This window comes from Anabaena sp. CCY 9402-a, assembly GCF_963920945.1.
Taxonomy (GTDB): domain Bacteria; phylum Cyanobacteriota; class Cyanobacteriia; order Cyanobacteriales; family Nostocaceae; genus Trichormus; species Trichormus minutissimus.
Map to the genome: position 1 here is coordinate 33,814 of NZ_CAWUDL010000033.1, position 24,777 is coordinate 58,590.

Consider the following 24,777-nt stretch of genomic DNA (forward strand, 5'->3'; position numbering starts at 1 on the left):
TTTGCGCTTTTATCTGTAAGTGGATAACAGCAACTCAAAAATCCACAACTACAGACTCAACTCTAGTAGGGGATTTTGTAAAACAGCACCAAGAGTAAACACACTATTAACATTTCACCAACTAGTATGTCTAGTTGGGAGGAATATTACAACCTAGTTATGAGTCATCCCTCCTGCCTAACCATCCTGTTGATTGATAATTGCATCGAAGAGCGGGTAATATTTCGTCAGTTTTTGCAGGAGGATAGCCTATATAACTATCGTATTTGGGAATTTGAAACGGCAACACAGGCAATGGCATGGTGTCAGCAGGGGATATCAGATATTATTTTGCTAAATTTTAGGTTGCCCGATGGAAATGGACTGGAGTTTTTGGAAGAATTTAGGAAACTTGTGAGTAATACACAATCTGCGATTATCCTGTTGACAGAAGAGGATAATGCAGCGATCGCAGTTCGGGCGATGAAAAGCGGCGCACAAGATTATTTAGTCAAAGGCAAACTCACATCGGCAACTCTACAAAAGGCAATTCATGATGCAGTGGAACAGAGGCATCTGCATTGGCAATTAGAACAAAGTCGGGAACAAAAACAACTTATTAGTGCGATCGCTTTACGGATTCTTCAATCACGGAATTTAAAAGAGATTTTAGCTGTTACAGCAAAAGAAGTGCGCCAGTTTTTACAGACAGATAGGGTAGTAGTTTATCAATTTGACTCAGATATGAGCGGTACTGTAGTGGCAGAGTCAGTGCTGCCAGGTTGGACGGTAAGTTTGGGGAAACAGATTCAGGATACCTATTTTCAACAGGGAACGAGAGCAGAATATCGCCTAGGAAAAACACGGGCAATCAATCATATTGATCAAGCTGACTTAACAGACTGTCATGTGCATCTGCTAGAACAATTTGAAGTCAAAGCTAATTTAGTCGTGCCAATTGTGGTGAGAAATCGCTTATGGGGATTATTAATTGCTCACCAATGTACTGCACCACGTCAGTGGCAATCAGTAGAACTAGAATTATTAGATCAACTAGCATTACAAATAGCGATCGCCATTCAACAAGCAAGTGCTTACGAGATAGCGCATACACAACTGAGAGAACGCAAACGCACCGAGAAAACTCTCCGAGAAAGTCAAGAACGCTGGCATTTAGCACTACGCGGCAGCAATGACGGGATTTGGGACTGGAATGTCAAAACTAATCAGGTGTTTTTCTCGGCACGCTGGAAACAAATGCGGGGCTTCATGGAGGATGAAATTAGCTCCGGCTTAGAAGAATGGTTCAGCCGCATACATCCAGATGATCGCGATCGCGTGATGATGGCGGTGGCTGACTATTTTGCCCACAAAACTCTATTTTTCCAAGAAGAATATCGAGCGCAATGCAAAGATGGTTCTTACCTGTGGGTATTAGACCGGGGTCAAGCACTGTGGGATGAAGCAGGCAACGTCACACGGATGAGTGGTTTAGAAACAGATATTACCACTCGTAAGCAGGCAGAAGCTCAGTTTTTTGACCTGATCAATCTGCAACAAGCCATCCTAGAATGCACCGATTATGCGATCATTTCTACCAACTCTGAAGGTATAATTCAAACCTTTAACACTGCTGCCCAGAAAATGTTGGGTTATACAGCCGAGGAAGTGGTGGGTCAAGTAACTCCACTCATCTTTCACGACCCGGAGGAACTCAAGGCACAAGCACAAGCACTCTCACAAGAACTGGGCAGGGAAATTGCCCCTGGTGGCGAATTGATCCTCAAAAATCAGTTAGGTAGCAGTCAGGATGAGTGGACGTTTATTCGTAAAGACGGCTCGCGTTTTCCTGTATCTCTATCGGTTAAGCCCTTATGCAATTCAGCAGGAGAGATAATTGGCGGTGTTGGTATTACCCAAAATATTACCCAACAAAAACAGATTGAAGCCCAACTCAGCAAAAATGCAGCTAACCTCGCTGCTGCCCAAAGGATTGCTCATTTAGGTAGTTGGGAGATGAATTTGCAAACCCAAGAAGTAATCTGGTCAGAAGAAGTCTTTTACATTTTTGGGCGTAATCCTGAGTCTGGTATGCCCAGCTATGACGAGATGCTCCAGGGTATACATCCAGATGATCGTGCGCATCGCGACCTTGTAGTAGAAGAAGCGATCGCCCTGGGGCTATGTTATGAGCTAGAGTATCGTTTTTATCGCCCAGATCAAAGTTTACGTTATTTATTTTCACGAGGCGAAGTCATACTTGATGATGATCGTCAGCCATTACAGTTAATCGGCATTATCTTAGATATTACCGAGCGCAAACAAGCTGAACAAGAACTGATCCGTAACAGGGATTTGCGGGAGGTAATTTTCAACGAATCTGCCGATGCTTTGTTTCTGGTTGATCCCGTATCACTAATCACTCAGGATTGTAATCGACGAGCAGTAGAATTATTTGAAGCTGATAACAAAGCAGAACTACTAGGGATTGAAGGGCATTCACTCCAGCGTCGTCAGTTCTCTCCAGATGAGATGGTTGCCATCGTTGCACAAATTGAGACTGAGGGGTTTTGGAGTCGAGAAATTGAATATGTGACTCGTCAAGGCAATTTTTTTTGGGGAAACATTGCTGCCAAGCCCATTTCTATCGCTGGTCACACCATGAATTTAGTGCGGGTCACTGACATCAGTAATCGCAAGCAAGCTGAACAAGAATTGCATGAATCACGCAAAATGCTGCAATTGGTACTAGATACCATTCCCCAACGTGTCTTTTGGAAAGATTGTCAGTTAACCTATGTAGGTTGTAATCCCGCATTTGCCAGCGATGCCCAACTATCACATCCTGATGCGATTATCGGCAAGACCGACTTTGACTTACCTTGGAAAAAACAAGCAGATAATTATCGTGCAGACGATAAAACTGTGATCGCTACGGGAACTTCCAAACTCGGTTATGAAGAACCAATGGGACACCAGGATGGCTCGTATATATGGGTAAGGACAAGCAAAGTTCCCCTGACTAACAGCACAGGTGAGGTGATTGGCATCTTAGGGTCTTATGAAGATATCACCGAGCGCAAACACGCAGAAGCACAACTGAGGCAGACAAATGAGCAATTAGCCAATGCCAACACCGAACTGGCCCGCGCCACTCGCCTCAAAGATGAATTTTTAGCTAATATGAGCCATGAATTGCGAACACCACTCAATGCAATTTTAGGTATGTCTGAGGGGTTTCAGGAAAATGTGTTCGGTGCGATTAATGAACAGCAAGCAAAAGCGATCGCCACCATCGAACGCAGTGGTAGACACCTCCTAGAACTAATCAATGACATCCTCGACTTATCCAAAATTGAATCAGGCAAACTGGAACTACAACTGAGTGACGTGGCGATTAAAAACCTTTGTCATGACAGTTTGGCCTTGATCAAACAGATGGCATGGAAAAAAAATATTCGCCTCATGACTGAGATTCCTGATCATCTTGGCAGTATCCAAGGAGACGATCTCCGTTTGCGTCAGGGACTCATTAACCTACTGAGCAACGCCGTCAAGTTCACCCCAAATGGAGGAACGGTGACGCTTAAGGTTTGGCTCGAAGGGGTAGAGGGGCAGGGGGGCATTACCGCTTCACCGTTTCCAAAGGGTAGGTTTTCCTTATCTCCCTCTGTCCCCAATCCCCAATCCCCTCACATCTGCTTCTCAATCACTGACACCGGCATCGGTATCCTCCCTCAAGACATCAGCAAGCTATTTCAACCTTTTATACAACTAGACAGCAACCTTAATCGCCAGTACAACGGTACAGGTCTAGGTTTGGCACTGGTAAAACGAATTGCTGCCTTACATGGCGGAACGGTCTGTGTCACCAGTCAAGTCAGACAAGGAAGTTGTTTTACTCTTCGTATTCCCTATATAACTAGCGATCATATTCCTATAAACAAGGTAATAGCTTCATTGCCCAAGCACGTCTATGGTGATTTGCCCGTGATGGATATAGTAGCGAAACCCACTTTGGATCATCCTGTGATTTTGCTGGCAGAAGATCATCAAGCCAACATCGACACAATGTCCGGCTATCTTGAAAGTCGAGGATATCGTCTGGCGATCGCCAACAATGGACAACAAGCCATTGACCAACTTCATCTCCAACATCCCGACTTAATTGTGATGGACATTCAAATGCCTATAATGGATGGATTGGAAGCTATACGGCGTATCCGTGAGCAGCCACAATTTCAGCATATTCCTATAATTGCATTAACAGCACTAGCCATGCCTGGCGATCGCGAAACTTGCCTAGCTGCCGGTGCTAACGAATATTTGACCAAACCTGTAAAACTTAAACAGCTGATAGTGACCATTCAACAACTTTTAACGAGGTAGTGGAAATTTTCAATGACTAATCAACCCTCTATTTTGGTAATTGATGATGAACCGGATAACTTTGATGTTGTTGAAGCGTTATTAGATAGTGAAAACTACCAACTACATTATGCTTCTACTGGTCAACAAGCCATTGATCGCCTGCATACTTTTCAGCCTGATGTAATTTTATTAGATGTGATGATGCCTGATCTAGATGGTATGGAAGTATGCCGACGGATCAAATCTGACCCACAATGGCAAGCACTGCCTATTATTATGGTGACAGCATTAACCGCTAAAGAAGACCTGGCCAGGTGTGTAGCCGCAGGGGCTGATGACTTTATTAGTAAGCCCGTGAACGGTGTGGAGTTAAGAGCTAGAGTTCATTCCATGTTGCGGATCAAGCAGCAGTACGATAACTTGCAGACCTTGCTATGTCTACGAGAAGATATGGTCAATATGATTGTGCATGACCTGCGAAACCCGCTTACCAGTATTGTACTCTCCAATGAAATTCTCCGGTTGCCAGATTTATCGTTTTTACAGCAACAACGAAAGTTAGATCAAATAAGCATCGCATCCCAACAAATGGAATCATTGATTGATAGCTTGCTCATCATGGCCAAGTTAGAATCTGGCAGAATGGTTCTGAACTATACAGAATTAGACCTGCGTGCGCTTTGCATTTCCGCCTTGGCAGATGTTGAGGCGATCGCTCTCCAAAAAAACCTTCGCCTCGTCAATGAATTACCCGATCCTGGTGGCATGATCAAAGCCGATGCACCCATCTTTCGCCGCATCCTGGATAATTTACTCTCTAATGCGATTAAGTTTTCCCCGTCACACTCTCAAGTTACCTTGAAAGCAGAGTATTTAACAGCAGGAGCTAAATTGCAAGTCCTTGATTCCGGTTCGGGAGTTGCTCATAACTTACGACAAAGCATTTTTGAGAAATATGAGATTGGCACGCGGATGCAAGAAATTTCACAAATTGGTTTAGGATTAGCTTTTTGCAAAATGGCAATTGAGGCACATTGCGGTACTATTACTGTTGAAGATAATCATCCCCAGGGTACTATTTTTACAATCTTCTTGGGGTCTGTTTGAGGCAGGGGGCAGGGGAAGCAGGGGAAGCAGGGGGAGCAGGGGGAGAAAAAGACAATGCGTACGTACTCATTACTCATTACTCATTACTCACTCCCTCACTCAGCACTCAGCACTCAGCACTCACAACTCAGCACTCACAACATCGGTCGATTGTTGATTGCAGTTCTTTTAAATGCACTGGTTTAGCTAGATACTCATTAGCCCCTGCTGCCAAACATTTCTCGCGATCGCCAGGCATGGCTAAGGCTGTCAGGGCAATAATGGGGACTTGGGCTAGTTCTAATACATTGCGGATCAGTCCTATGGCTTCTAGTCCATCAATTCCGGGCATCTGGATATCCATCAAAATTACATCGGGTTTGTACTCTTGTGCAAGGTTAATTGCCTCCTCGCCATTTTTGGCCACAATTACCTGATATCCCCGCACAGTTAGGTAGGCAGAAAAGGTATCGATGTTGGCTTGATTATCTTCTGCTAGCAGAATCTGCAATTGTTTTGGTACACAACTAGTTAATAGGGTAGATTGTCTCTCCTCAGAAGTTGTTTTTGGCGGTAATGCTTGGAGCTTTTTCCTATCTGGTATTTCAAAATAAGGTAAGGTGACAGTGAAACAACTTCCCTCTCTCTCCTTACTTACCAGATCAATACTGCCATTTTGCAGTTCTACCAAGCGGCTAACCAATGCCAATCCTAAACCTGTGCCAGCATACTGACGATTCAGGCTGCTATCCATTTGCACAAAAGATTGGAACAACTTGGGTATATCTGCTTGAGCAATGCCAATACCGGTATCGTTGACAGAGAATTTGATCTTAGGGGACTGGGGATTAGGGATTAGGGGTTCGGGAACTTGGGATCCGGGGGTAATGCGGATTTGGCATGAGTCATTCTCCCCTGTCTTCTGTGTCTCCTCCAGCCAAACCTTGAGTGTCACCGAGCCTCCTGACGGAGTGAATTTGACAGCATTACTCAACAGGTTAATGAGTATTTGGCGAGTCCGCAGTTCGTCTAAGGCAATTTCATCAGGGTCGCAGGGAATGTCTATATTTAGTTCAATATTTTTGCTATCAGCTATTTGCTTGACAAAACTCATACTAGAATTGCACAAGTTTTTAATAGAGACTGGCTCAATCTGCAATTCCACTTTGCCAGACTCAATTTTTGTCAGATCCAAGATGTCATTAATCAAAGCCAGTAGATGTTCACCGCTACTTTCAATTGTGGCGATCGCCTTTTTTTGTCGTGAATTTAATTCCCCAAAAATGTTTTCCTGTAGACCTTCAGACATTCCCAAGATGGCATTGAGGGGTGTCCGTAGTTCATGACTCATGCTAGCCAGGAATTCGCTCTTGGCTTGGTTAGCGGCATCTGCTGCTGTTTTCATATTCTCTGCTTGCTCTAGCAGTTTTGCCTGTTTTACTGCCACACCTAACTGTGTAGCAATTTGAGTGATAAATTCTTTTTCTTTTTTCCGCCAATGACGCGCACCTGAACACTGGTGAATACACAGTAAACCCCAAAGTGTTTCTCCGATAAACAGAGGGGCTATTAGATAGGCTTTAATCTGAAATTTAGTCAGAGTTGCCACATAGCAAGGATCTATTTCTGCTTGGTCGATGTCATCAAGAGCATAAGATTTTTTGTCAGAGTGATGCGTGACATAGTTACGAAAACAACCATCTTTGATGGGGATATTTATTCCCAAAACATAGCCTGTACGTACATCCTCGGAGATAATTTCGCCTAATGTAAAATCAGAGTCAGGAGCAAAACGAAACACCGCTACACGATCAGCATTCAGCAGTTGGCGGACTTCTTGAGTAGTGGCTTTAAATATCTTGCTTAAGTCCAAAGATTCCCGAATTTTGGTAATTACACCCATCAATGTCTGCTGTTGCTCGGCAAAAATTGATAAATCCTTGGCAAGTTTCTCCGCCAAAGTTCGCTTTTGGTCGGCGATGATAGTTGATTGCTGCAACTCTACTGTGCGAATTTGTACCTGTTGCTCTAAATTGGCATTGAGCATTTGCACTTGATTGTATAGTTGGTACTGTTTGACAGCAGAGGAAAACCGTTCACTCATGGCTTGAGCGAGGCGGATGTCAGCCTCTATCCATGCTTGTGCTTGACCTTTTTTAATTTCCTGCCAGGCCTCAAAGGATTTGCGGGGCGACAATTGGCGTGTGTCGGGTTGATGATAACCTGCCCACAGTAGTGTTTGGTCAACCTCATCCCGAAAAATACTGAGGCTACCTAGCACTTCCTGACCAAAATAAAGAGGCATGATCAGTACACCCCGAATCTGCGTTGCTTCAAATGCAGCAATCAGGGTACGAAACAGAGGTTCTTTGTAGATGTCAGAGATCGCCCAAATATCAGTTTCAGTTTCTAATGTTTGCGGCACTTCCTTGAGAGCATACATTGCCCGCATCCATTGCACTGACCAGGGTTTGCCAGCTCTATTTGCACCAGGTTGGTCATCATTTTTCACTAATACTGAGCTGAGATACTTCTGCCACAGGATATTCTCCTCAATTGGTCTACCACTTGCCCGATCCAGGGGTTCTGGTTGTGTACCGCAGACATAGATTTCAGCCTTCTGAGTAGAATTTTCACTTGATAGATACAAGCGACCACCAGATCCCTGAAAGACCTGAACAACTTCCTCAAGTGCTGCTTGGAGTTGGACTGTGGGTGTGGTGTGGAGTAATGTGGTGACATGGTTGATATGGGCTTCCTGTTTGGCTTGTTCGCGCACACGTTCGAGCAGAATTGATTGGGCGATCGCGATCGACACCTGATCGACAACCGACTGAATAAACAATAATTCTTCTTGGGTAACGATTCGTGGTTCTGAATGATGGGATACTAGTAAACCCCAAAGGTAGTTATTGCTAGGCAAAGATGGTAGTAGAGTTTTACTGGAATTTGTGGCTTCGATGACAATCGGCACTACCACAGAAGATTTTACTCCCATAGCATTCATGTACTCTCGATGACAAGGATCTATGGGACGATAGCGAATATCTGGAAACTCTAGAGAATTACCTGTTTCTATACAGTCTAATGGGCTGATGCCAATTTGATGCGAGTCAAAATCAATAATTGTGCGTTGACGTGCGCGTAAATAAAGTTCGCGGGCATAAGGTGGAATGTCATCGGCTGGAAAATGCAGGTCTAATAGTGAGGGGAGGCGATCTTCGCAAATTGATTCTGCAATGACTAAACCGTGACCATCTAGTTGAAACTGGTAAATCTTGACTCGATCTGTTCCCAAAAATAACCGAACTTCCGCAACTGTTGCAGACAGGATTTCTTGCAGTTCTAATGATTGTCGAATACGGTTGCTGATGCGATGTAGCATTAACTGCTGTGTCAGATTTACTGATTGTTCCTCAATACTACTTTGATCATCCTCTTCGTTTGCTGGGTTCATGGGGAATATAAATACCGACTAGTAAAATAATTTGTATATTAGATTAATCTATAGTTTTAAATTATACATTCGATATTTTACATATAAATTTAGTATTGTGAACCACTCACATTGACTTGGAGTACCAAGTACAGTGTTGGCTTCTGTACTCACGGGAGAGTGCAGCAACTTGGACTTCGCCTAACGGCACGCTACGCGAACGCCCTAGTTTTGGTTTTACCTTTTTGATAGTTTATGAGAAAACCGAATTGTCAAGAAGATGGGATTTTAAATTCAATTTCCATTCAAAATTGAATTGTCCAATGTCCATAATATAGATATATGCACAAACGCTATTTTCTCAAAACTGGTGCTGCATTAGTTGGCACAGCTTTATTACCACCGATTCTTTTACAGAGGTCAAACATCATGGCAACTTCTAATACTAAGTTTGAAATTACTAAACCTGATGCTGAATGGCGTTCGATTTTATCGCCAGAACAGTTTCGCGTTCTACGTCAACATGGTACGGAACGCGCTTTTACTAGCCCACTCGATAAGCAATATGGTGCGGGTACTTATATCTGTGCCGCTTGTGAACAGCCTTTGTTTAAATCTGACACTAAATTTAACAGTGGTACTGGCTGGCCTAGCTTTTTTGACCCCATCGAAGGTGGAATTGCTACTACTGTAGATCGGTCGTTTTTCATGACGAGAGTGGAAGTACATTGTAGCCGTTGTGGTGGGCATCTAGGCCATGTTTTTGAAGATGGGCCTGCACCCACAGGCCAGCGTTATTGTATGAATGGTGTATCCCTCAAGTTCATTCCCGCTTAAAGTCATCCAAGATATCAGGAAAATAATGTAGAGACGTGGCTACGTCTCTATGAATTATCAATTTTATCCAAAATGATAGGTTTAATGATTTATGATTGATTTTGCGATCGCCTATGCGACTGCCCCCTCAACATATTCTCGCGATAAGTAGCCGTCTTGGTGTACAAAATTTGTGCTGGCTACTTACTTAGATTAATTGCTTATATAACTTTATATAACGTTTTTTCTAAGTTGCTCTCCAAAAGTTGTCTCCTATGTCATGATAGGAGTTGAGAATTAATTCGGTTAACAGCATTTGTTTTTAGTATTGACAGGCTTTTGGCTTTTGGTATTGACAAACCTTTCTCCGAAATATAAATCTCTACACACTTACGATTTCGGAGACAATCTATGTCAGTTTATGTAGGAAATCTTTCTTACGACGTTACAGAAGAAAATCTAAATGCCGTTTTTGCAGAATACGGTTCTGTGAAACGTGTTCAGTTACCCACTGATCGTGAAACAGGCCGTTTACGCGGCTTCGGTTTTGTAGAAATGGGTACAGAAGCTGAAGAAACAGCAGCTATTGATGCACTAAATGGTGCAGAATGGATGGGACGTGACCTGAAAGTGAATAAGGCTAAACCCAGAGAAGAGAGAGGTTCATTTGGTGGTGGCGGTGGTGGTGGTAATCGTGGTAGCTATGGTAAAAGCAACCGCTACTAAGGTTAACAACTCAGCCATTGAAAGCTAACCGCTTAGTTGAAAAATTAATTTGAGTTAGTAAAGGTTCAGGTGTATTCGCCTGAACCTTTTTTGCATCACATCAAGCTTTGGGCTGTTTCTTTCGTGCAGAGTTAATATTTAAGCGCGTTTTTATTTTTGTGTTTATTTTAGTTACACATTCCTATATAATAAGGATATAAGCTATTGAGCAAGTTAGATATAGCAATATATTTTACTTGCAGAAGGTAAATTTCTTAATTATTTTGAGGCTCAATTGAAAATCAGAGCATTAGATGTCAAAGCTGGCGATCGCATAGTTGCCTACTGCAATAACAAAATGCAAATCTGTAAAGTTAAAAGCATTTCAAACACTGAGCAGATGAACATCACACTTTCAGTATTTACCTCGGAACATTATCGTGGCTGCCTAGTCTCAAGTGTAGTTCGCTTCCGTGATGATGCTTTGGTTGATTTGGTAAGCTAAAAAGACCTACAATTCAGTATTGATTGTAAATCCCAAACAGTATTTGAATTGGTTTTAGTCCCAGTTTAATCTCCTAGCTGGATTTGACTTGATAGCAAGTAAGGTAGGAAAAAATGTTATTACAGGCATACATAACCCCGGTTTTTGCAAAAACCGGGGTTACACAATTTATGTTCATTGAAAAGTCTTGCGAGAAATGCAGGCGTGGTTTGTAGAATTCTCAGTTTTAACAACGCTGTAACTGTGCCAACAACACCACTATCTCATCCATTGCTTGCCGTAAAACACTTGCAGGTTGTTCAGATTGATTTACCATAATACTGAGGATTATAGGCTCATATTCAGGTGGATTCATATATCCTGAGAGGGAAATTGCACCACTTAATGTACCTGTTTTGGCTTGAAAAATTCCCTCCGCCGGAGTATTACGAAAACGATTACGTAAAGTGCCACTTTTTCCAGCTATAGGTAAAGATGCACGATACAAATTGGCAACTGGGGTTTTCGCTACTCCCTGCAAAGTTTGTACCAATGCTTCAGGGGTAATTAAATTCCGTCGTGATAAACCGGAAGCATCTACCAATCTATAACCTGTGGGGTCAACTCCCAACTGAGTTAAACTTTTTTTGAGAACTTCCAACCCTATATCCGCAGTGTTTTGATTTGCTTGTTTGGATTGTTGAAAAGCTAAAGCTCGCAAAAGTGCTTCTGCATAGAGATTGTTACTATTTTGGTTAGTTTCCATAACTAACTCCGATAAAGGCGGTGACTGCACAAATGCTAATTCCTGTTGATTATTACTCCTATTAGCAACTAATGTTTGTCCCAAAGCAATTTGTTCTGTTGCTAAAACTGTACGGAAACGCCTTAAGAAGTAATAATTGGGGTCAACGACAGGTAAACTTACTAAATATGGTTTGGAATTAGCTGCTACTTGTCCTTCTATTCGCAGAATTTTACCAGTTAAATCGCGGCTAACACTGATGTAACTCGGTTGATTTTCTGCAACTGTCACAGACCGATTAACTAATAACCACTGTCTTGCTTCATTATTATCTGTCCACCCTAACTGCGAAGTTTGACCGACACTTTGGGGTCTTATTTCTAAGCCAAAAACATTTTGATTTAAAATAAAACTATTAACTGGCGCACCATAATCTGACTGTACATCTTCCCATTGCCAAGTAGAGTTTACAATATCACCTTGAATATAACTATCGTCGGCAATTAACTGCTGAATTTGAGTGATACCCTTCTGTTTTAGCTGTTGGGCGAGTGCTTTTAATTGGGTATCATTAAGGCTGGGATCGCCTCTACCCACAACGCTAAAAATACTATTCTCATTTTGATAAATCGAGGTACGGAAGCGAAAGTTTGCACCCAAATGTTGCAGTGCAGCAGCTGTAGTCAGCAGTTTGGTGTTGGAAGCAGGAATAAAATATTTTTGGCTATCTCGACTATAGAGAGTTTGTACAGATGACAGTGGTTTGACTAAAATTCCCCATCGGACTCGATTAAATAGGGGACGATTAACTATTGCATCTATAGCTGTGCCGATTTGAGCCGAACAAATTGATTTAGTGGTATTTGATGGTGCAGATGGGGTTTGAGCTTGAACGAGTTGCTGAGTTACACAAATATGTGTACTAACCATCAGTAAAACTAAACTAAGATTAAGTTTTTTAGAGATCATTGAGAGGAATAAAAACTACTTGATGATAATAACTTAGGACAGTGGAGTAGTTGGTCTATAGTTTTCAACTTTTCTCTTTCTTATTACATCATGATTCAGATATTTGCTTTGCCTGCATTGATAGCTTTATTATTTTCTGTTGCTAACTGCACAGTAAAAAGAGATCCCTCATCTAGCTTACTTTTGACATTAATTGAACCACCGCAATGCCACAATAATCGCTGCACAATTGTTAAACCTAAACCAGCACCATTGATTTCGTCGCTGACTCCTGAACGCACGCGATAAAAGCACTCAAAGATTTTGGGAATTTCACTTTCAGCAATACCAATACCTGTGTCGCGTACTTCTAGTTGGATATATTCGCCATGAAATTTGGCTCTAACCCAGACTTGACCACCGTTGGCAGTAAAATTGATGCTGTTATGTAGTAGATTAATCACTATCTGTTTAAGTCCACCACTGACGCACCAAACAGCTGGTAGATCAGTGGGTACAGTGTAGGCTAACATGATGCCTTTCTCTTGGGCTAGAGGTTGGTAAGTGCTGACTACCCCAGGGACAATATCTGCAAGTTTGACCAGTTCTAGGGTTGTATTTTCTAAGTTATGCTCTAGTTGGACGAGATCCAGTAAACTTGTAATCAAAATACTCTGGCGATCGCACTGACTATTGAGCATTTGTAGATAACGTTGTCGTTGGTTGGGTTTAATATTGGGTGAATTCAACAACGAGAGGGCTGTTTTTATCTGGGTTAGGGGTGTCCGCAACTCTTGACAGACGTTACTTAAATATTCATCTTTCAGGCGTTCTTTCTTGTGTAAGTTTTGATTTTTTTCTTTTAACTTAGAAATTCGTTCAGTTCTAATTTGCCGATTGATTTCATCTTGTCGCTGGATTTGCTTGGCAAATAATTGACTGATCAATCCTGGTTCTGATGCAGTTGGACAAATGAAATCCGTAGGTGCAATTGTATCTAATTCTGATTTAATCTCCTGCTTTAACCCATCTAAAATTATTTGAATAACTTTGCTATCAATGCTAATAAGAGTCAATAAAGGTTGACTCTTATTAGCATTTTCCTTGCTTAAAACTTTACTTTTATCTTTTTTGATTGGTTGATATGCTACCACTACACTGCAAAAATTTGGTGATAAAACTATCAGAAAATATTCACAGCTAATGTGACTATTTGGTATTGATGCCAAACTTATATGACGGCAATCTAAAGGGGATGAGGAAGTCAAATTTTCCTCACTTTCTGCGTCTGCGTCTGCTTCTGCTTTCTTCTCCTTGGTTTGACAATTGTATATGGTACTTACTGTTCTCGCTGATGACTGATAGCGAATTAATTCTGTGTACCAAATTTTTCCCGGTGGGAGTTTAAACCATATCGTTGCATTGATCTGCCGTTCAATCAGTAAATCTATTGTTGCTCTCACTAATGATAGCAGCGTAGCAGGATTAAGAGGAAATGCTTGGGGGGGAGAGTCCACTCCTAACGCTAGCTGATAAACGGAAAAATCCTTATGCAGAGAATCATTCATGGGTCAAACGCGACAAATAAAAATTAGGGGAAGAAAGAAATAATTATGTCATTGATTTTCACTTATTTATATACTTTTTGACACCTAAAATACTTAAAAAGTATTAATTAATTGGTGTGTAGGGGTGTAGGGGAAGGAAGAAGTAAATTCTCTCCCAGTCCCCAATTCCTCAATCACCTCTAGATTGCAAAGCGGCGCGTGCGTGTTCTCGGTCATCAAAGTGGATTTTTTCTGTGCCGAGAATTTGGTAGTCTTCATGACCTTTGCCAGCCAGTAACACACCGTCTCCGGGTTGGGCTTGGAGAATGGCGGTACGAATAGCGGTAGCGCGATCGCAAATTACTAGCGGTTGTATAGTGTCGGGTATACCTGCTAAAACATCCTCTAAAATCTTTTCTGGGTCTTCAGTACGGGGATTATCGGAGGTGACTACTGCCACATCTGCTAACTCTGCGGCGATTTTACCCATTTTGGGGCGTTTGGTGCGATCGCGATCGCCACCACAGCCAAAAACACAGATCATTTTCCCTGGAATAAACGGCCTAGCTGCTTTGAGTAGGTTTTCTAAGCTATCCGGTGTGTGGGCATAATCCACAATGACGCTAATTTTTTGGTCAGGACTAATCTGCACCCTCTCCATCCGTCCCGGAACTCCCGGAAATTCAGGAATAGCGGCTGCGACTAATTGCAAATCTAACCCCAGATGTAAAACTGCACCGACGGCTGCCAACAGATTTTCTAAATTATATTGACCGACTAGAGGCGATCGGAAAGTTACATCACCCTCTGGTGTATGCAGCATACCACTCACACCATTTGGTTCATAACTTAAATCACTCATCCATAAATGAGCATCGGCATCATCAACGCTGTAACTCCATACCTGATCAGGATTCAAAGCGGCAATTAATCGGTTACCGTAGGGGTCATCAGCATTAATAATTGCCCGTCCCTTCAGATATTCAGGGCTAAATAACAACGCCTTCGCCCCAAAATAATCTTCCATATCGCTGTGATAGTCCAAATGGTCTTGGGTGAGGTTAGTAAACACCCCCACCTCAAATGGACAACCCAGGACACGGCCTTGGGCTAAAGCATGGGAACTGACTTCCATCGCGCCAAACTCACAACCAGCTTTTACAGCCTGTGCTAGTTGCTGTTGTAGTTCCACCGCGAAGGGTGTAGTATGAGCAGCCGTTTGTTCAAAACCAGCCCAACGAGTGTAGAGAGTCCCCATCAAAGCTGTTGGTAATTTAGCTTTGGTGAGTAAAAATTCAATCAGGTGAGTAGTAGTAGTTTTACCATTAGTACCAGTCACACCCACCAGCTTGAGTTTTTGCCCAGGATATCCATAAAAAGCAGCCGCAATTTGGGCGCAAGCTTTGGTCATGTCGTTAGCACTAATGACAACAGCCTCATCTGTGGGAGGATTTTTTTGTACAGCTTGGGGGGAAACGATCGCCGCTACAGCACCGGATGCGATCGCACTTGGCCAAAATTCTCCTCCATCTACACGTGTTCCAGGCATCCCAATAAACAAATCTCCCGCACTACAAGCATGGGAGTTGGTCTTTAATCCTTGGACTTCAGCATCCGCCAAAGCCGGAGGTAATTGTGCAATACTGTCAACCGTCGCTAGTAATTCCCGCAATTTCATCTTGTGAACCTCAGCACACACTTTGCTTGCGCTTATTCTGCATTATTTTTTTCTATCTTGGCTAAATACTTACACAACATTTGCTCCAATTGCTGGACACTAGCACGAGGAGAAGGACGGGGCAAAGCTTGTGCTTGCTCGTTTTCTGACTGTATTAGATGCAGAACTGGAATCTCATACTGATATGCACCAAACCAATCTTCACGGGTAGTAATGTCACGAATCTCTAACTCAAATTGCAGATTTTGGATCTGTTCCAGCTTTTCTTGCAAGCCTTCACACAAATGACAACCGGGTTTACTGTATAAAATTAATCGCATTTACCTAAAATAATCGCGCTGATCGCATCTTTCATAATAGGCGCAAAATAGAGTTATGGAATCAGAGTAGGCGATCGCTATGACTCAACTCAAAACGGAAATCACAACCCAACAATTCCTCGAATTACCAGAGGGGGATATTACTTACGAATTAGTTAATGGGGAATTAAAACCTAAAATGTCACCAAAAAGATTTCATTCCAGAGTCACAGGCGCAACATACACACTTTTAACACCGTGGGCGCAAAGTCGCGGTGAAATTGGTATCGAGTGGGCAGTTACTCTCAAACGCCAAGGAAAAGATTGGATTCCTGTCCCCGACTTACTTTATATTTCCTTCTCACGTCTCCCTAATGATGTCATTGAGGATGCACCCTGTCCCATACCACCAGACTTAGTGATTGAAATTATCTCTCCCGGTCAAAGTTTTGGAGAAATGAGTGCCAAAGCCACAGATTACCTAGATGCAGGCGTGATGAGAGTTTGGGTGTTAGATGCCAAAGCTAAAACTGTAACCGTGTTCTATCCTGATGCCAGACCACAAACAAAAATCGGTGAAGATATTTTAGCAGATGACCTATTAACAGACTTACAACTCACACCCCAACAAATTTTTCAACAAGCAGGAATACCTTAAGTATTTGGTGCGATGGCGTAACCGCCCAGCGTAGCTGATCGCCTACCAAAAACCACAAACTCTAGAAAATACTCCGCGATAACTTAGCGTAACTCTGCGTTGAAAATTCTTCTTCTGAAAATACTAAAAAATGTTACTAGAGTTTTCAATTACACAGTGTGTATTAATTCTTGAGCGATAATAGAAGTATAAACCAGTGAAAAAACCAATACCTCAATCAAACTCTAAAATCTAGAGCTACATCAGGAGGTTTATGATGACACACGATTTTCCTTTATTTGATCCTAGCACTTACCTGATTGTCAAAATCAGCGTGTTAATTATCTTGTTGCTAGTATTTTTAACAATTTCTGCTGCTCCGGTTATTTAATTACTAGCTGATTAATATCTCACATTTCCCAATTGTAGCAGTCTCCTATATATCTGGAGATGAGATGATGCTGGGTATAAATAATCTCACACAAACCCTGGTAATTTTTACAGCTTTGTTAATCAATTTCAATTTTAATCAGTCAGTTCAAAAACAAAATGCCAATTTGTGGGTTGCAGTCCCCAAGGTAAACATTGCCAATTTAGCAGATGGTAACTACCAATTTTGCAGTCAACCTGACCCCCAAGACTGGCGTGTTGGTGCGGGTGTTTGTGCGAATTTTAAAAAAACTGTGCATAAATTTGAGGGGTATTATGGCTATCCCCACTCCGATAACTTTATCTGTATTAGAGGTAGCATGAAAGGTAATCTAATTACAGGTGAAGCTTTAGCTATATTGTGGAGTGGTAGTCAGCAGAATAATTTACCCAAATCTGCATTTAAATGGGATGTTGAAGGGCGATTGACACTAAATCAAGGTAATTTGATGAGTAACGCTAATCATCATGAGGATGCTGTCCAGAGGATTATTTATCACCAAGCTTTGCTGAATCTTGAGGGGTTTTATCAATACAACCACCCTCGAATGACTCGGCCATCTCAACTGTGTGATTGGAATTTAAAACAATCAATTAACTAGCGTGTTCCCAATCACTTAATAGTTCAGGTGATTGTGTGATTTGCTGAGGTTTGCGTAATGGTACTTTAGGTGAACCAATATCCATGCGAGGAAAAGACTGCTGTTTTTTAGCAGATTTTTTATCTGGTTTGGTAGTGATTGTCTGTGTAAGTGTCATGATTAATCAAGCCTTAACGAAGAACTGCGCCTACAGTTTATAGCAACCATTTTCAAATGGCAAATTCCTGATGAAGGATATAAAAAAATTCCGCGATCGCACGGGTATCGAGAGCTAACATATCCTTCCTGTGCATAAATGTAGGATATCTCTATTATTCTCAGCTTTTGAACAATTATCCGTTTTATTCAAACATTTTCTTTTGTAAGGAATTACACCTCAATATCACACCATTGATAGAATTTGTTTTGTCATCACTACTAATACAACAGCAATCAAGATTAAGTAGCCATGTTGAACTGCATACACGACCAGGGATAAAAAATCTCTCCCTATGCTTCCAATACTGTTCGGTTAAGTGTATTGGAGGTTGTGTTGAGTAACGAAACGCAAGCTACAGGTTTTTAAACAAATTTTTGTGTAAATTCATACATTAAATCGACTCTACCTTTCCTTAACATTGCTGGATCTAGTCTTTCAGTGGTGTTACAAGTCATCAAAACAACTAATCGCTGCTTGATTTGAATCCCTGCATCATCAATGACACTTTGATACAAAGTCCCATCCAATAAGCTCAAAATGTGTTCTGTTTTGTTGTTATGCTGGGCTACTTCCGAGGCGCGGTTTTGAGCTAAGTTATCAGCTTCGTTAACAATAATACAAATTCGTTCTAAATATGTGGGTGGAACAAAGTTAGCGATCGCATCATGATCCAAAATAAATATGACGAATCCTAAAGGGACAAGAATTTCTTTGGCTACTGCTTGTGTCCACGCAGTTTTACCTGTACCTGGTTCGCCGTTGACTACCACCGCAAGCTGGTTTTGGTTGAGGATGGCTTGCTGCACTGTATCTGTGAAGCTTTGAATATCTGTGGGGAAACTGCGGATTTGGAATTGGCTATGGACTTTCCCGACGCGGCTTTGATAGCCACTCAGCATCACTGCTAAATCGTAAGTAGCTTTGTTAACCAGTGGTGACATATCCCTGGACATTAACGTATATTGTCGCCGACCGCGATCGTAAGCTTCGACTTGTAGCCAAATATCTTGTTCTGACCAATAGGCATAAACCGTATTCAAAACATCGAGACGTTCCCAATTCACAAATTTTTCTACAGGATAATAAAAATCTCTTTCTAAGTAATATTGGGTAATGATATCCGGACGGCCTAATACATTTAAAACTCGTAAAACTGTAATTTCTTGTAGCCGATTCAGCACATAATCAATGGGTATGCTATTGCGACTAACAAATTGTAATATTGGCGTTTCTGTATTTAAAACATCTTTATAACGATAGTCTGGGGCTTGTGGATTAGGTGTAACATAATGCCAAAATTTTTCTATTTCATAGCGGGTATTTTCCGAGGCTAGACTTAAAATATTAGCCCACCAAGTATAGTTATTTCTGCCTAAAATTTCTGCCATACCACTGGCTAAATTCAAAGTTTTTTGAGTTAACTCTCTGGTATCATTATGTAATAGTTCACCTAAAAATTCCCAGTTTAATTCTCGATGCAATGGTCGCCAACCACTAGCAAGTAAGCTTTGATTGTTTTGATTTTTTGGCGTAATTTCGTTGCGGCTAAAATAATCAAATTCCATATTTTAGATAAAAGTCACAGGTTGAGAATATTCTAATAACAGCAGATTAATATAGAGATTGCAAATCAGGATCTATCCAGCTTTTGCGAGCGTTTTCAGACATGATTAAGTTTTGACTATAGTAGTTAAATACCAGATTCTTATTACCATATACATCAATGTAATTTATTAGTGAGTTCTAATAAATAACCACTTGCTTGGCTATCTTTTAAATAGTGACTAACTAGATAAATCCAAAACAATGTCATGGTTTCATGATAGCCACTATTGTGTGTATTGGCAATCTTCATGGCTTGATTGTAACGTTGTATACCGTCACGAATCAAGGAGATAGCTTGTTTTTCTGGGTGGCGAATAAGATACCATAATGCAACAGTTAAATGGGCATGATGATCCCATCGAGAATGAGGCAGTGTAAATTCATTGAAAGCTTTAACAATACTTTGTATTTCATCAACTGTTTGATATTTATTTGTTACCTCACTCATATTTTATATTGGGGTAATCGAATGGGGAGTGAAAAATAAGCATCTTAGATTTATCAGATTTAAAATTATGAAATTGATATTGATATCATCTGCTGTCACTGACTAGGTTTGATATTTTAGCTAATAGTTAAGGTTAGTGATTTTGCTGTATAAATCTTTTTATACTACAAATACTACACTATGGTTAGCCAATCATACATAGAAATTTACAAAAATATATTAACTCCTTGTTTGATGATGAAATACTAAGTAAGTGACTTATTAAGTTAATACAATTTGATCCAGAGCCTCCACTGATAAAAATGTATCTTTACATCTACTGAAATAAATAACACCAGGGATTATACTGCAAAACATAATTATGTATATTAAGTTATGATGAAGTTACGCAAAAAATATTCTGTAATCTTGCGTATAATCAATAAGTGTCTGCTAAACCTATAAAAATTATCGTAATTTTTTGAATTTTTTTGACGAGATACCTTGTCTGCTTACGAATGACGATCAATTCTCATGGAATCTTCTAGAAATGTATCTGGCAAAATCATTCATGAGTGATAAAAAGAAGCGCAACTCTCAGCAGCCGTTGATTTTAGCAGTGGAAGACAACGATGATAGTCTACTGCTGATTAGTTATGCCCTTGAATCACTTGGCTGTAGATTTATTTGTCAACAAGATAGTACAAATACTGTACTAGTAGCAAAAGAGTATCAGCCAGACTTAATTATGTTAGATATCTTGTTACCCAGTCTCAATGGGATTGATGTTATAAGTTATCTCAAACAAGAACCTCTAACGCGTGAAATTCCTGTAGTAGCTGTCACAGCTTTGGCTGATAGAGAGGATCAAGAACGCATTCTTAAGGCAGGGTTTGATGAATACCTCTGCAAACCTTACATGATTGAAGATTTAGAGGCAGTGATTCGCCGCTTACTTTGTGGTAAATTTCAATTTGCCTCAGCTTATCAGTTATGTCAAGAATAGGGAACAGGTGATAGGTGATAGGTGACAGGTGATAGGTGACAGGTGACAGGTGACAGGTGACAGGTGACAGGTGACAGGTGACAGGTGATAGGTGATAGGTGATAGGTGACAGGTGACAGGTGACTAATGTAAATTTTTTGGTAGTTGGATGGTGAATGTACTACCTCTTCCTAGTTCGGATGTGAGGCTGATTTTACCTTCGTGCGCTTCGATAATGCGGCTGGATAAATGTAATCCTAAGCCACTACCTGACCTTTTATTTCTACCTTGGCGAAATCGCTCGAAAACAGTAGCTTGGTCTTCTATCGCAATTCCATAACCAGTATCTTCTACTTCGATATTTACCCAGTTGTGATTGGTTTCCCATATCGTGATGCTAATGCTACCTGTGTCAGTAAATTTAATAGCATTACCGACTAAGTTATGTAGCACACGCCGTAGTTCTAAGGCATCACCCATAACTACACCAGCTTGATTTCCCAGATTATCTAATTGACTGGTGTCTAGCTTGAGACTGATATTTTTTTCGCTGGCTAGAGGGATGAGTTCGCTGACTACTTCTGAGGCGATTTCGGGAAGATTACAGCTTTCGTAATTCAAGGTCTTTTTACCTGCCTCGAAGCGATAAACTTCTAGGAGGGTGTTGACCATTTGCATGAGATTTTGATTGCTGCGGATCATCACAGCGATCGCTTGTTTCATTTCTGGAGAAATCGGGCAAAAGGTTTCTTTTTCAAACAAATCCAGCATCCGATCTGCTGCTACTAAAGGGGTACGTAAATCGTGAGTCAGGCGAGAAACAAAGTCTTCCCGTTGACGTGCCATTTTGCGTTGTTCGTCAAGACTATGCTTGAGGCGGAGAAGCGATCGCACTCTCGCTAATAATTCATCTGTATCAAATGGTTTGCGAATAAAATCATCAGCACCAGCATCTAAACCTTCGACAACACTGGATTCGTGAAAGGCGGTAATCAACAAAATAGGAATATAGTTGAGTTCAGGATTCTTGCGGATGCGCCGTGTCACTTCATAACCATCCATTCCGGGCATCATCACATCTAGCAAAATCAGATCAGGTGAAGATTGAGTAACTTTTTCTAGAGCTGACTTCCCATCTGTAACTGAATCAATCTCATAGCCTTCACTTTCGAGAATGGTCTGAACCAAAATCAGATTATCTCTAGTATCATCAACAGCTAGAATACGATCAATTTTAGAATTTTCAACAACAGACATGATAATCAACTGGTTAGGAACTTTTATAGTTTGAGGTGAGGAAACCCCATAGAGACTTGACTCGTTTGAGAAGGAGATGGATGTGAGTTTTGAGGCGAAGACAAAATTCCTTTGCCATTGAAATCCACCGCCGCTAACGTTTGGTTTGAGGTAGATAATGATACTTTTCTGGGTAGTTCAATTTTAAATAGAGAACCAACCCCTACTTGACTTTCAAGAGAGATTTTGCCGCCCATCATTCGGACAAGGGAGTTGATAATTGCTAAACCCAAGCCTGTACCTGAATATTTACGGGTAATACTTTGATCAACTTGTCGAAAAGCTTCAAAAATATGCTGAGAATCTTGAGAAGATATACCTATACCTGTATCTCGAACAGCGATCGCCACTCGATTTTCTCCCAGGTCTTGTAATTCCACCCAAATACTACCAGACTCAGTAAACTTAATAGAATTAGATAATAAATTTAATAATATCTGTCTGATCCGTACCGGATCATTAAAAACTAAAGAGTTAGCTATATTAATTTTTACTATCAAAGACAACTTTTTTGCTTCTGCTAAAGAACGCATTTCTGCAACTGCTGTATGAGTGACTTTAGCTACATCAAATAATTCTGGCTGGAGTGCTAATCTTCCTTCCTCCAACTTAGAAAAATCGAGAACTTCATTCACTAGCAGCAGCAAGTGCTTACCGTTATTCAGGATACGTTCTACCATATCCGCTTGCTGATTTGTGAGTTTGCCAAACTTAGGGCGTAACAATATTTGAGCAAAACCAATAATAGCATTCATTGGTGTTCGCAACTCATGAGACATTGTAGCTAAAAACTGAGATTTTAGCCGTGATGCTTCTAATAGTTTTAAATTTTGTAACTGAATTTGTTCCTGCTGTCTCTCTAGTTCTTGATTTTTACGTAATAACTGTTCATGGCTTTCTTTCAGCTGCTGATGTGCTAAATCCCTTTGCAGTTCCGCTTGGTAAACTCGCATCGCATGGCGTAAAACCTGAGTCACGGTTGCTGATGACAGCCTGGATTTAGCCAGATAATCGGTAGCACCAGCTTTCATCAATTCAACAGCCGTTTGTTCGTCTCCTTGATCTGTGATCACTACTAGGGGAACTTTAATTTCCGAGTCCCGAAGCTTTTGAATTAAGCTTAAAGCATTTTGGTCTGGTAAATCATTGTCCAAGAAAACACAATCATAAGTAGTACGTCTTAAGGTGGAGATTGCAGTTTTTGCGTCACTTACTTCAGACAATTCTATTTTTTCACCTGCTTGGGTCAGGGCTAAATAGACTGTCATGCGGTCTAACTCATCATCGTCTACAACCAAAATTCTCAGCGTTTCTTTCATTGGTTTTTATTTTCGCTGTCAAATACAGGTTGGTGTCAAACATATCTTGTTTTGAACTAACAAACTAAATAATTCTAAATGTTGGGTATGTCTTTTGAGAATTATACTGAGTGAATGAAAGATGTTGGGATTTTAGACAGTCTCTAATTAGAATAGAGGCTGATTCGATAACTCAGTATACTTCCCACACAACCTTATGAGTAGTTCTAACCTATTCCTTTACCAATAAATTAATTTGATTGGTAATATGAATTTTATGGAGTTTTATTTTGGTAGTCATGACATTTAGTTGATCATTCATCCTTTGCTAAAAGCATATTTATTTACATGGGGGGTATATTTTGTATTTAAATTGTGCTGTTGTTGAATTGTTAATCATGAATTAGCAATTTAATGAACAAGGCATAGATCGCTGACGCCCACCAAAGACAACGACTATTACAAAGTAAATTACAACACTTTATTAACCTTCATTACAATTATAAAAGAATGAGTAAACACAAGTCCTCACCCATTGGTGAGAGTTGGAAACAAACATTGTGTAACATCAGCTTGTGGTATTGAAATGTTGCGATCGCTTGATCTGATTGCAGCGAAATATCAGAACAGACGCAGCTAAATAATCTGATTTAGTATTTCTAAAATTTGTTGGCGATCGCTAAACGCATTCCCGTGTTTTTTTGGCGATCGCAGCTTGTGAGAGTTGACAAAAGTTACAATAAATTTAGCTGTAATCATCAGTAAAGACCATGTTCATTATCTGTTACAGTCAGCTTGTAGTATTTTTCCTACTTTTGAAAAGACTAGAATATTGAAGCGGGGGGTACTTAAAATTTTCTGATTTTATCTTCTCGATGAAAACTGCTGCGCACTTTTCGGCTAAATTTTGCCATAATATGCGATAATAGTTCATAGAAGAATTATCCATTAGCAAGAAGTAGACAAATATAACCCAATGGCAAGATGTGAATAAAAAGTCGGGAAAAAGCTTATATTAGCTCCTGATATCCCAGATTTTTCAACTGTAAGCACTGTAATATATCAAGTCAGTCTACTTGATCAGTGCAGAAAGCAAGTATCATATATTATTAAGTGGAAAATAAATACATCCCAGGCATGATTCTGAGCTACATTCAGCCTGAAAAAAAAGGTAGTGATTATTTCTATCGGTGGATGCAGGCATA

At 40.7% G+C, this 24,777-nt stretch carries 19 protein-coding genes; 8 read left to right on the top strand and 11 right to left on the bottom strand.

Annotated features, from left to right (window positions below; translation table 11 throughout):
- Window positions 1–126: 126 nt before the first annotated feature.
- Both ACM0OR_RS14025 and ACM0OR_RS14030 read left to right on the top strand, forming a co-directional pair.
- Window positions 127–4,368: a PAS domain S-box protein gene (locus ACM0OR_RS14025; protein WP_414576822.1), complete on the top strand. Its 4,242-nt coding sequence runs from the start codon at window positions 127–129 to the stop codon at window positions 4,366–4,368.
- 12 nt (window positions 4,369–4,380) lie between these two features.
- Window positions 4,381–5,457, top strand: coding sequence for a response regulator (locus ACM0OR_RS14030; protein WP_414576824.1), 1,077 nt, complete (start codon window positions 4,381–4,383; stop codon window positions 5,455–5,457).
- 127 nt (window positions 5,458–5,584) lie between these two features.
- Here the strand turns inward: ACM0OR_RS14030 and ACM0OR_RS14035 are convergent, their stop codons facing one another.
- A complete protein-coding gene (locus ACM0OR_RS14035; RefSeq protein WP_414576826.1) occupies window positions 5,585–8,893 on the bottom strand; it encodes a GAF domain-containing protein in 3,309 nt (1,102 codons plus the stop codon).
- A gap of 321 nt (window positions 8,894–9,214) precedes the next feature.
- On the opposite strand from ACM0OR_RS14035, the gene msrB reads away from it, so the two are divergent.
- The 3 genes from msrB to ACM0OR_RS14050 all read left to right on the top strand — a co-directional run bounded on the left by msrB (window position 9,215) and on the right by ACM0OR_RS14050 (window position 10,898).
- Complete coding sequence (gene msrB, locus ACM0OR_RS14040; protein ID WP_323265180.1) at window positions 9,215–9,709, top strand: peptide-methionine (R)-S-oxide reductase MsrB; 495 nt, start codon at window positions 9,215–9,217, stop codon at window positions 9,707–9,709.
- A gap of 390 nt (window positions 9,710–10,099) precedes the next feature.
- Complete coding sequence (locus tag ACM0OR_RS14045; protein ID WP_190709824.1) at window positions 10,100–10,414, top strand: RNA recognition motif domain-containing protein; 315 nt, start codon at window positions 10,100–10,102, stop codon at window positions 10,412–10,414.
- Window positions 10,415–10,688: 274 nt separating this feature from the next.
- Entirely contained in the window at window positions 10,689–10,898 is a 210-nt protein-coding gene (locus ACM0OR_RS14050; protein WP_190709826.1) for a hypothetical protein, read from the top strand.
- A 226-nt stretch (window positions 10,899–11,124) separates the two neighbouring features.
- Here ACM0OR_RS14050 and dacB read toward each other — a convergent pair whose 3' ends face one another.
- The 4 genes from dacB to ACM0OR_RS14070 form a co-directional block, all read right to left on the bottom strand.
- Window positions 11,125–12,552, bottom strand: a complete 1,428-nt coding sequence (gene dacB, locus ACM0OR_RS14055; protein WP_414576829.1) for a D-alanyl-D-alanine carboxypeptidase/D-alanyl-D-alanine-endopeptidase — start codon at window positions 12,550–12,552, stop codon at window positions 11,125–11,127.
- Window positions 12,553–12,686: 134 nt separating this feature from the next.
- Complete coding sequence (locus ACM0OR_RS14060) at window positions 12,687–14,138, bottom strand: DICT sensory domain-containing protein (protein ID WP_414576830.1); 1,452 nt, start codon at window positions 14,136–14,138, stop codon at window positions 12,687–12,689.
- A gap of 169 nt (window positions 14,139–14,307) precedes the next feature.
- Entirely contained in the window at window positions 14,308–15,795 is a 1,488-nt protein-coding gene (locus tag ACM0OR_RS14065) for a UDP-N-acetylmuramoyl-L-alanyl-D-glutamate--2,6-diaminopimelate ligase (protein WP_414576831.1), read from the bottom strand.
- Window positions 15,796–15,827: 32 nt separating this feature from the next.
- On the bottom strand, window positions 15,828–16,115 hold the full coding sequence (locus ACM0OR_RS14070; protein WP_323265177.1) for a glutaredoxin family protein: 288 nt from the start codon (window positions 16,113–16,115) through the stop codon (window positions 15,828–15,830).
- Between the two features lie 79 nt (window positions 16,116–16,194).
- Here ACM0OR_RS14070 and ACM0OR_RS14075 point away from each other — a divergent pair, with 79 nt between their 5' ends.
- Together ACM0OR_RS14075 and ACM0OR_RS14080 are read left to right on the top strand one after the other, a co-directional pair.
- A complete protein-coding gene (locus ACM0OR_RS14075) occupies window positions 16,195–16,752 on the top strand; it encodes a Uma2 family endonuclease (RefSeq protein WP_414576833.1) in 558 nt (185 codons plus the stop codon).
- 434 nt (window positions 16,753–17,186) lie between these two features.
- A complete protein-coding gene (locus tag ACM0OR_RS14080; protein ID WP_323265175.1) occupies window positions 17,187–17,762 on the top strand; it encodes a hypothetical protein in 576 nt (191 codons plus the stop codon).
- Here ACM0OR_RS14080 and ACM0OR_RS14085 read toward each other — a convergent pair.
- From ACM0OR_RS14085 to ACM0OR_RS14095, 3 genes are all read right to left on the bottom strand, one after another.
- Entirely contained in the window at window positions 17,755–17,919 is a 165-nt protein-coding gene (locus tag ACM0OR_RS14085) for a hypothetical protein (RefSeq protein ID WP_323265174.1), read from the bottom strand. The genes ACM0OR_RS14080 and ACM0OR_RS14085 overlap by 8 nt on opposite strands.
- A 404-nt stretch (window positions 17,920–18,323) precedes the next feature.
- A complete protein-coding gene (locus tag ACM0OR_RS14090) occupies window positions 18,324–19,526 on the bottom strand; it encodes an AAA family ATPase (protein ID WP_190701237.1) in 1,203 nt (400 codons plus the stop codon).
- 155 nt (window positions 19,527–19,681) lie between these two features.
- Complete coding sequence (locus ACM0OR_RS14095) at window positions 19,682–20,014, bottom strand: hypothetical protein (protein ID WP_323265172.1); 333 nt, start codon at window positions 20,012–20,014, stop codon at window positions 19,682–19,684.
- Between the two features lie 529 nt (window positions 20,015–20,543).
- On the opposite strand from ACM0OR_RS14095, the gene ACM0OR_RS14100 reads away from it, so the two are divergent.
- The gene (locus tag ACM0OR_RS14100) at window positions 20,544–20,999 is read left to right on the top strand and encodes a response regulator (RefSeq protein ID WP_414576836.1); all 456 of its coding nucleotides are present in this window, start codon (window positions 20,544–20,546) and stop codon (window positions 20,997–20,999) included.
- Window positions 21,000–21,122: 123 nt separating this feature from the next.
- Here ACM0OR_RS14100 and ACM0OR_RS14105 read toward each other — a convergent pair whose 3' ends face one another.
- The 3 genes from ACM0OR_RS14105 to ACM0OR_RS14115 form a co-directional block, all read right to left on the bottom strand.
- On the bottom strand, window positions 21,123–22,235 hold the full coding sequence (locus ACM0OR_RS14105) for a response regulator (protein ID WP_414576838.1): 1,113 nt from the start codon (window positions 22,233–22,235) through the stop codon (window positions 21,123–21,125).
- A 23-nt stretch (window positions 22,236–22,258) separates the two neighbouring features.
- Window positions 22,259–23,593 carry a hybrid sensor histidine kinase/response regulator gene (locus ACM0OR_RS14110; protein ID WP_414576840.1) on the bottom strand — a complete coding sequence of 445 codons (1,335 nt, stop codon included), beginning with the start codon at window positions 23,591–23,593 and terminating at the stop codon, window positions 22,259–22,261.
- Between the two features lie 615 nt (window positions 23,594–24,208).
- A complete protein-coding gene (locus ACM0OR_RS14115) occupies window positions 24,209–24,331 on the bottom strand; it encodes a hypothetical protein (protein ID WP_414576841.1) in 123 nt (40 codons plus the stop codon).
- Between the last annotated feature and the right edge of the window lie 446 nt (window positions 24,332–24,777).

Excerpts from the sequence above, each read along its gene's own strand:
- ACM0OR_RS14045 (WP_190709824.1), top strand. The coding sequence starts at position 10,100 with ATGTCAGTTTATGTAGGAAATCTTTCTTACGACGTTACAGAAGAAAAT.
- ACM0OR_RS14070 (WP_323265177.1), bottom strand. The coding sequence starts at position 16,115 with ATGCGATTAATTTTATACAGTAAACCCGGTTGTCATTTGTGTGAAGGC.
- ACM0OR_RS14095 (WP_323265172.1), bottom strand. The coding sequence starts at position 20,014 with ATGAGTGAGGTAACAAATAAATATCAAACAGTTGATGAAATACAAAGT.
- ACM0OR_RS14090 (WP_190701237.1), bottom strand. The coding sequence starts at position 19,526 with ATGGAATTTGATTATTTTAGCCGCAACGAAATTACGCCAAAAAATCAA.
- ACM0OR_RS14100 (WP_414576836.1), top strand. The coding sequence starts at position 20,544 with ATGTATCTGGCAAAATCATTCATGAGTGATAAAAAGAAGCGCAACTCT.
- ACM0OR_RS14075 (WP_414576833.1), top strand. The coding sequence starts at position 16,195 with ATGACTCAACTCAAAACGGAAATCACAACCCAACAATTCCTCGAATTA.
- ACM0OR_RS14110 (WP_414576840.1), bottom strand. The coding sequence starts at position 23,593 with ATGAAAGAAACGCTGAGAATTTTGGTTGTAGACGATGATGAGTTAGAC.
- ACM0OR_RS14025 (WP_414576822.1), top strand. The coding sequence starts at position 127 with ATGTCTAGTTGGGAGGAATATTACAACCTAGTTATGAGTCATCCCTCC.
- ACM0OR_RS14035 (WP_414576826.1), bottom strand. The coding sequence starts at position 8,893 with ATGAACCCAGCAAACGAAGAGGATGATCAAAGTAGTATTGAGGAACAA.
- msrB (WP_323265180.1), top strand. The coding sequence starts at position 9,215 with ATGCACAAACGCTATTTTCTCAAAACTGGTGCTGCATTAGTTGGCACA.
- ACM0OR_RS14060 (WP_414576830.1), bottom strand. The coding sequence starts at position 14,138 with ATGAATGATTCTCTGCATAAGGATTTTTCCGTTTATCAGCTAGCGTTA.
- ACM0OR_RS14085 (WP_323265174.1), bottom strand. The coding sequence starts at position 17,919 with ATGACACTTACACAGACAATCACTACCAAACCAGATAAAAAATCTGCT.
- ACM0OR_RS14065 (WP_414576831.1), bottom strand. The coding sequence starts at position 15,795 with ATGAAATTGCGGGAATTACTAGCGACGGTTGACAGTATTGCACAATTA.
- ACM0OR_RS14105 (WP_414576838.1), bottom strand. The coding sequence starts at position 22,235 with ATGTCTGTTGTTGAAAATTCTAAAATTGATCGTATTCTAGCTGTTGAT.
- ACM0OR_RS14115 (WP_414576841.1), bottom strand. The coding sequence starts at position 24,331 with ATGATTACAGCTAAATTTATTGTAACTTTTGTCAACTCTCACAAGCTG.
- ACM0OR_RS14080 (WP_323265175.1), top strand. The coding sequence starts at position 17,187 with ATGATGCTGGGTATAAATAATCTCACACAAACCCTGGTAATTTTTACA.
- ACM0OR_RS14030 (WP_414576824.1), top strand. The coding sequence starts at position 4,381 with ATGACTAATCAACCCTCTATTTTGGTAATTGATGATGAACCGGATAAC.
- dacB (WP_414576829.1), bottom strand. The coding sequence starts at position 12,552 with ATGGTTAGTACACATATTTGTGTAACTCAGCAACTCGTTCAAGCTCAA.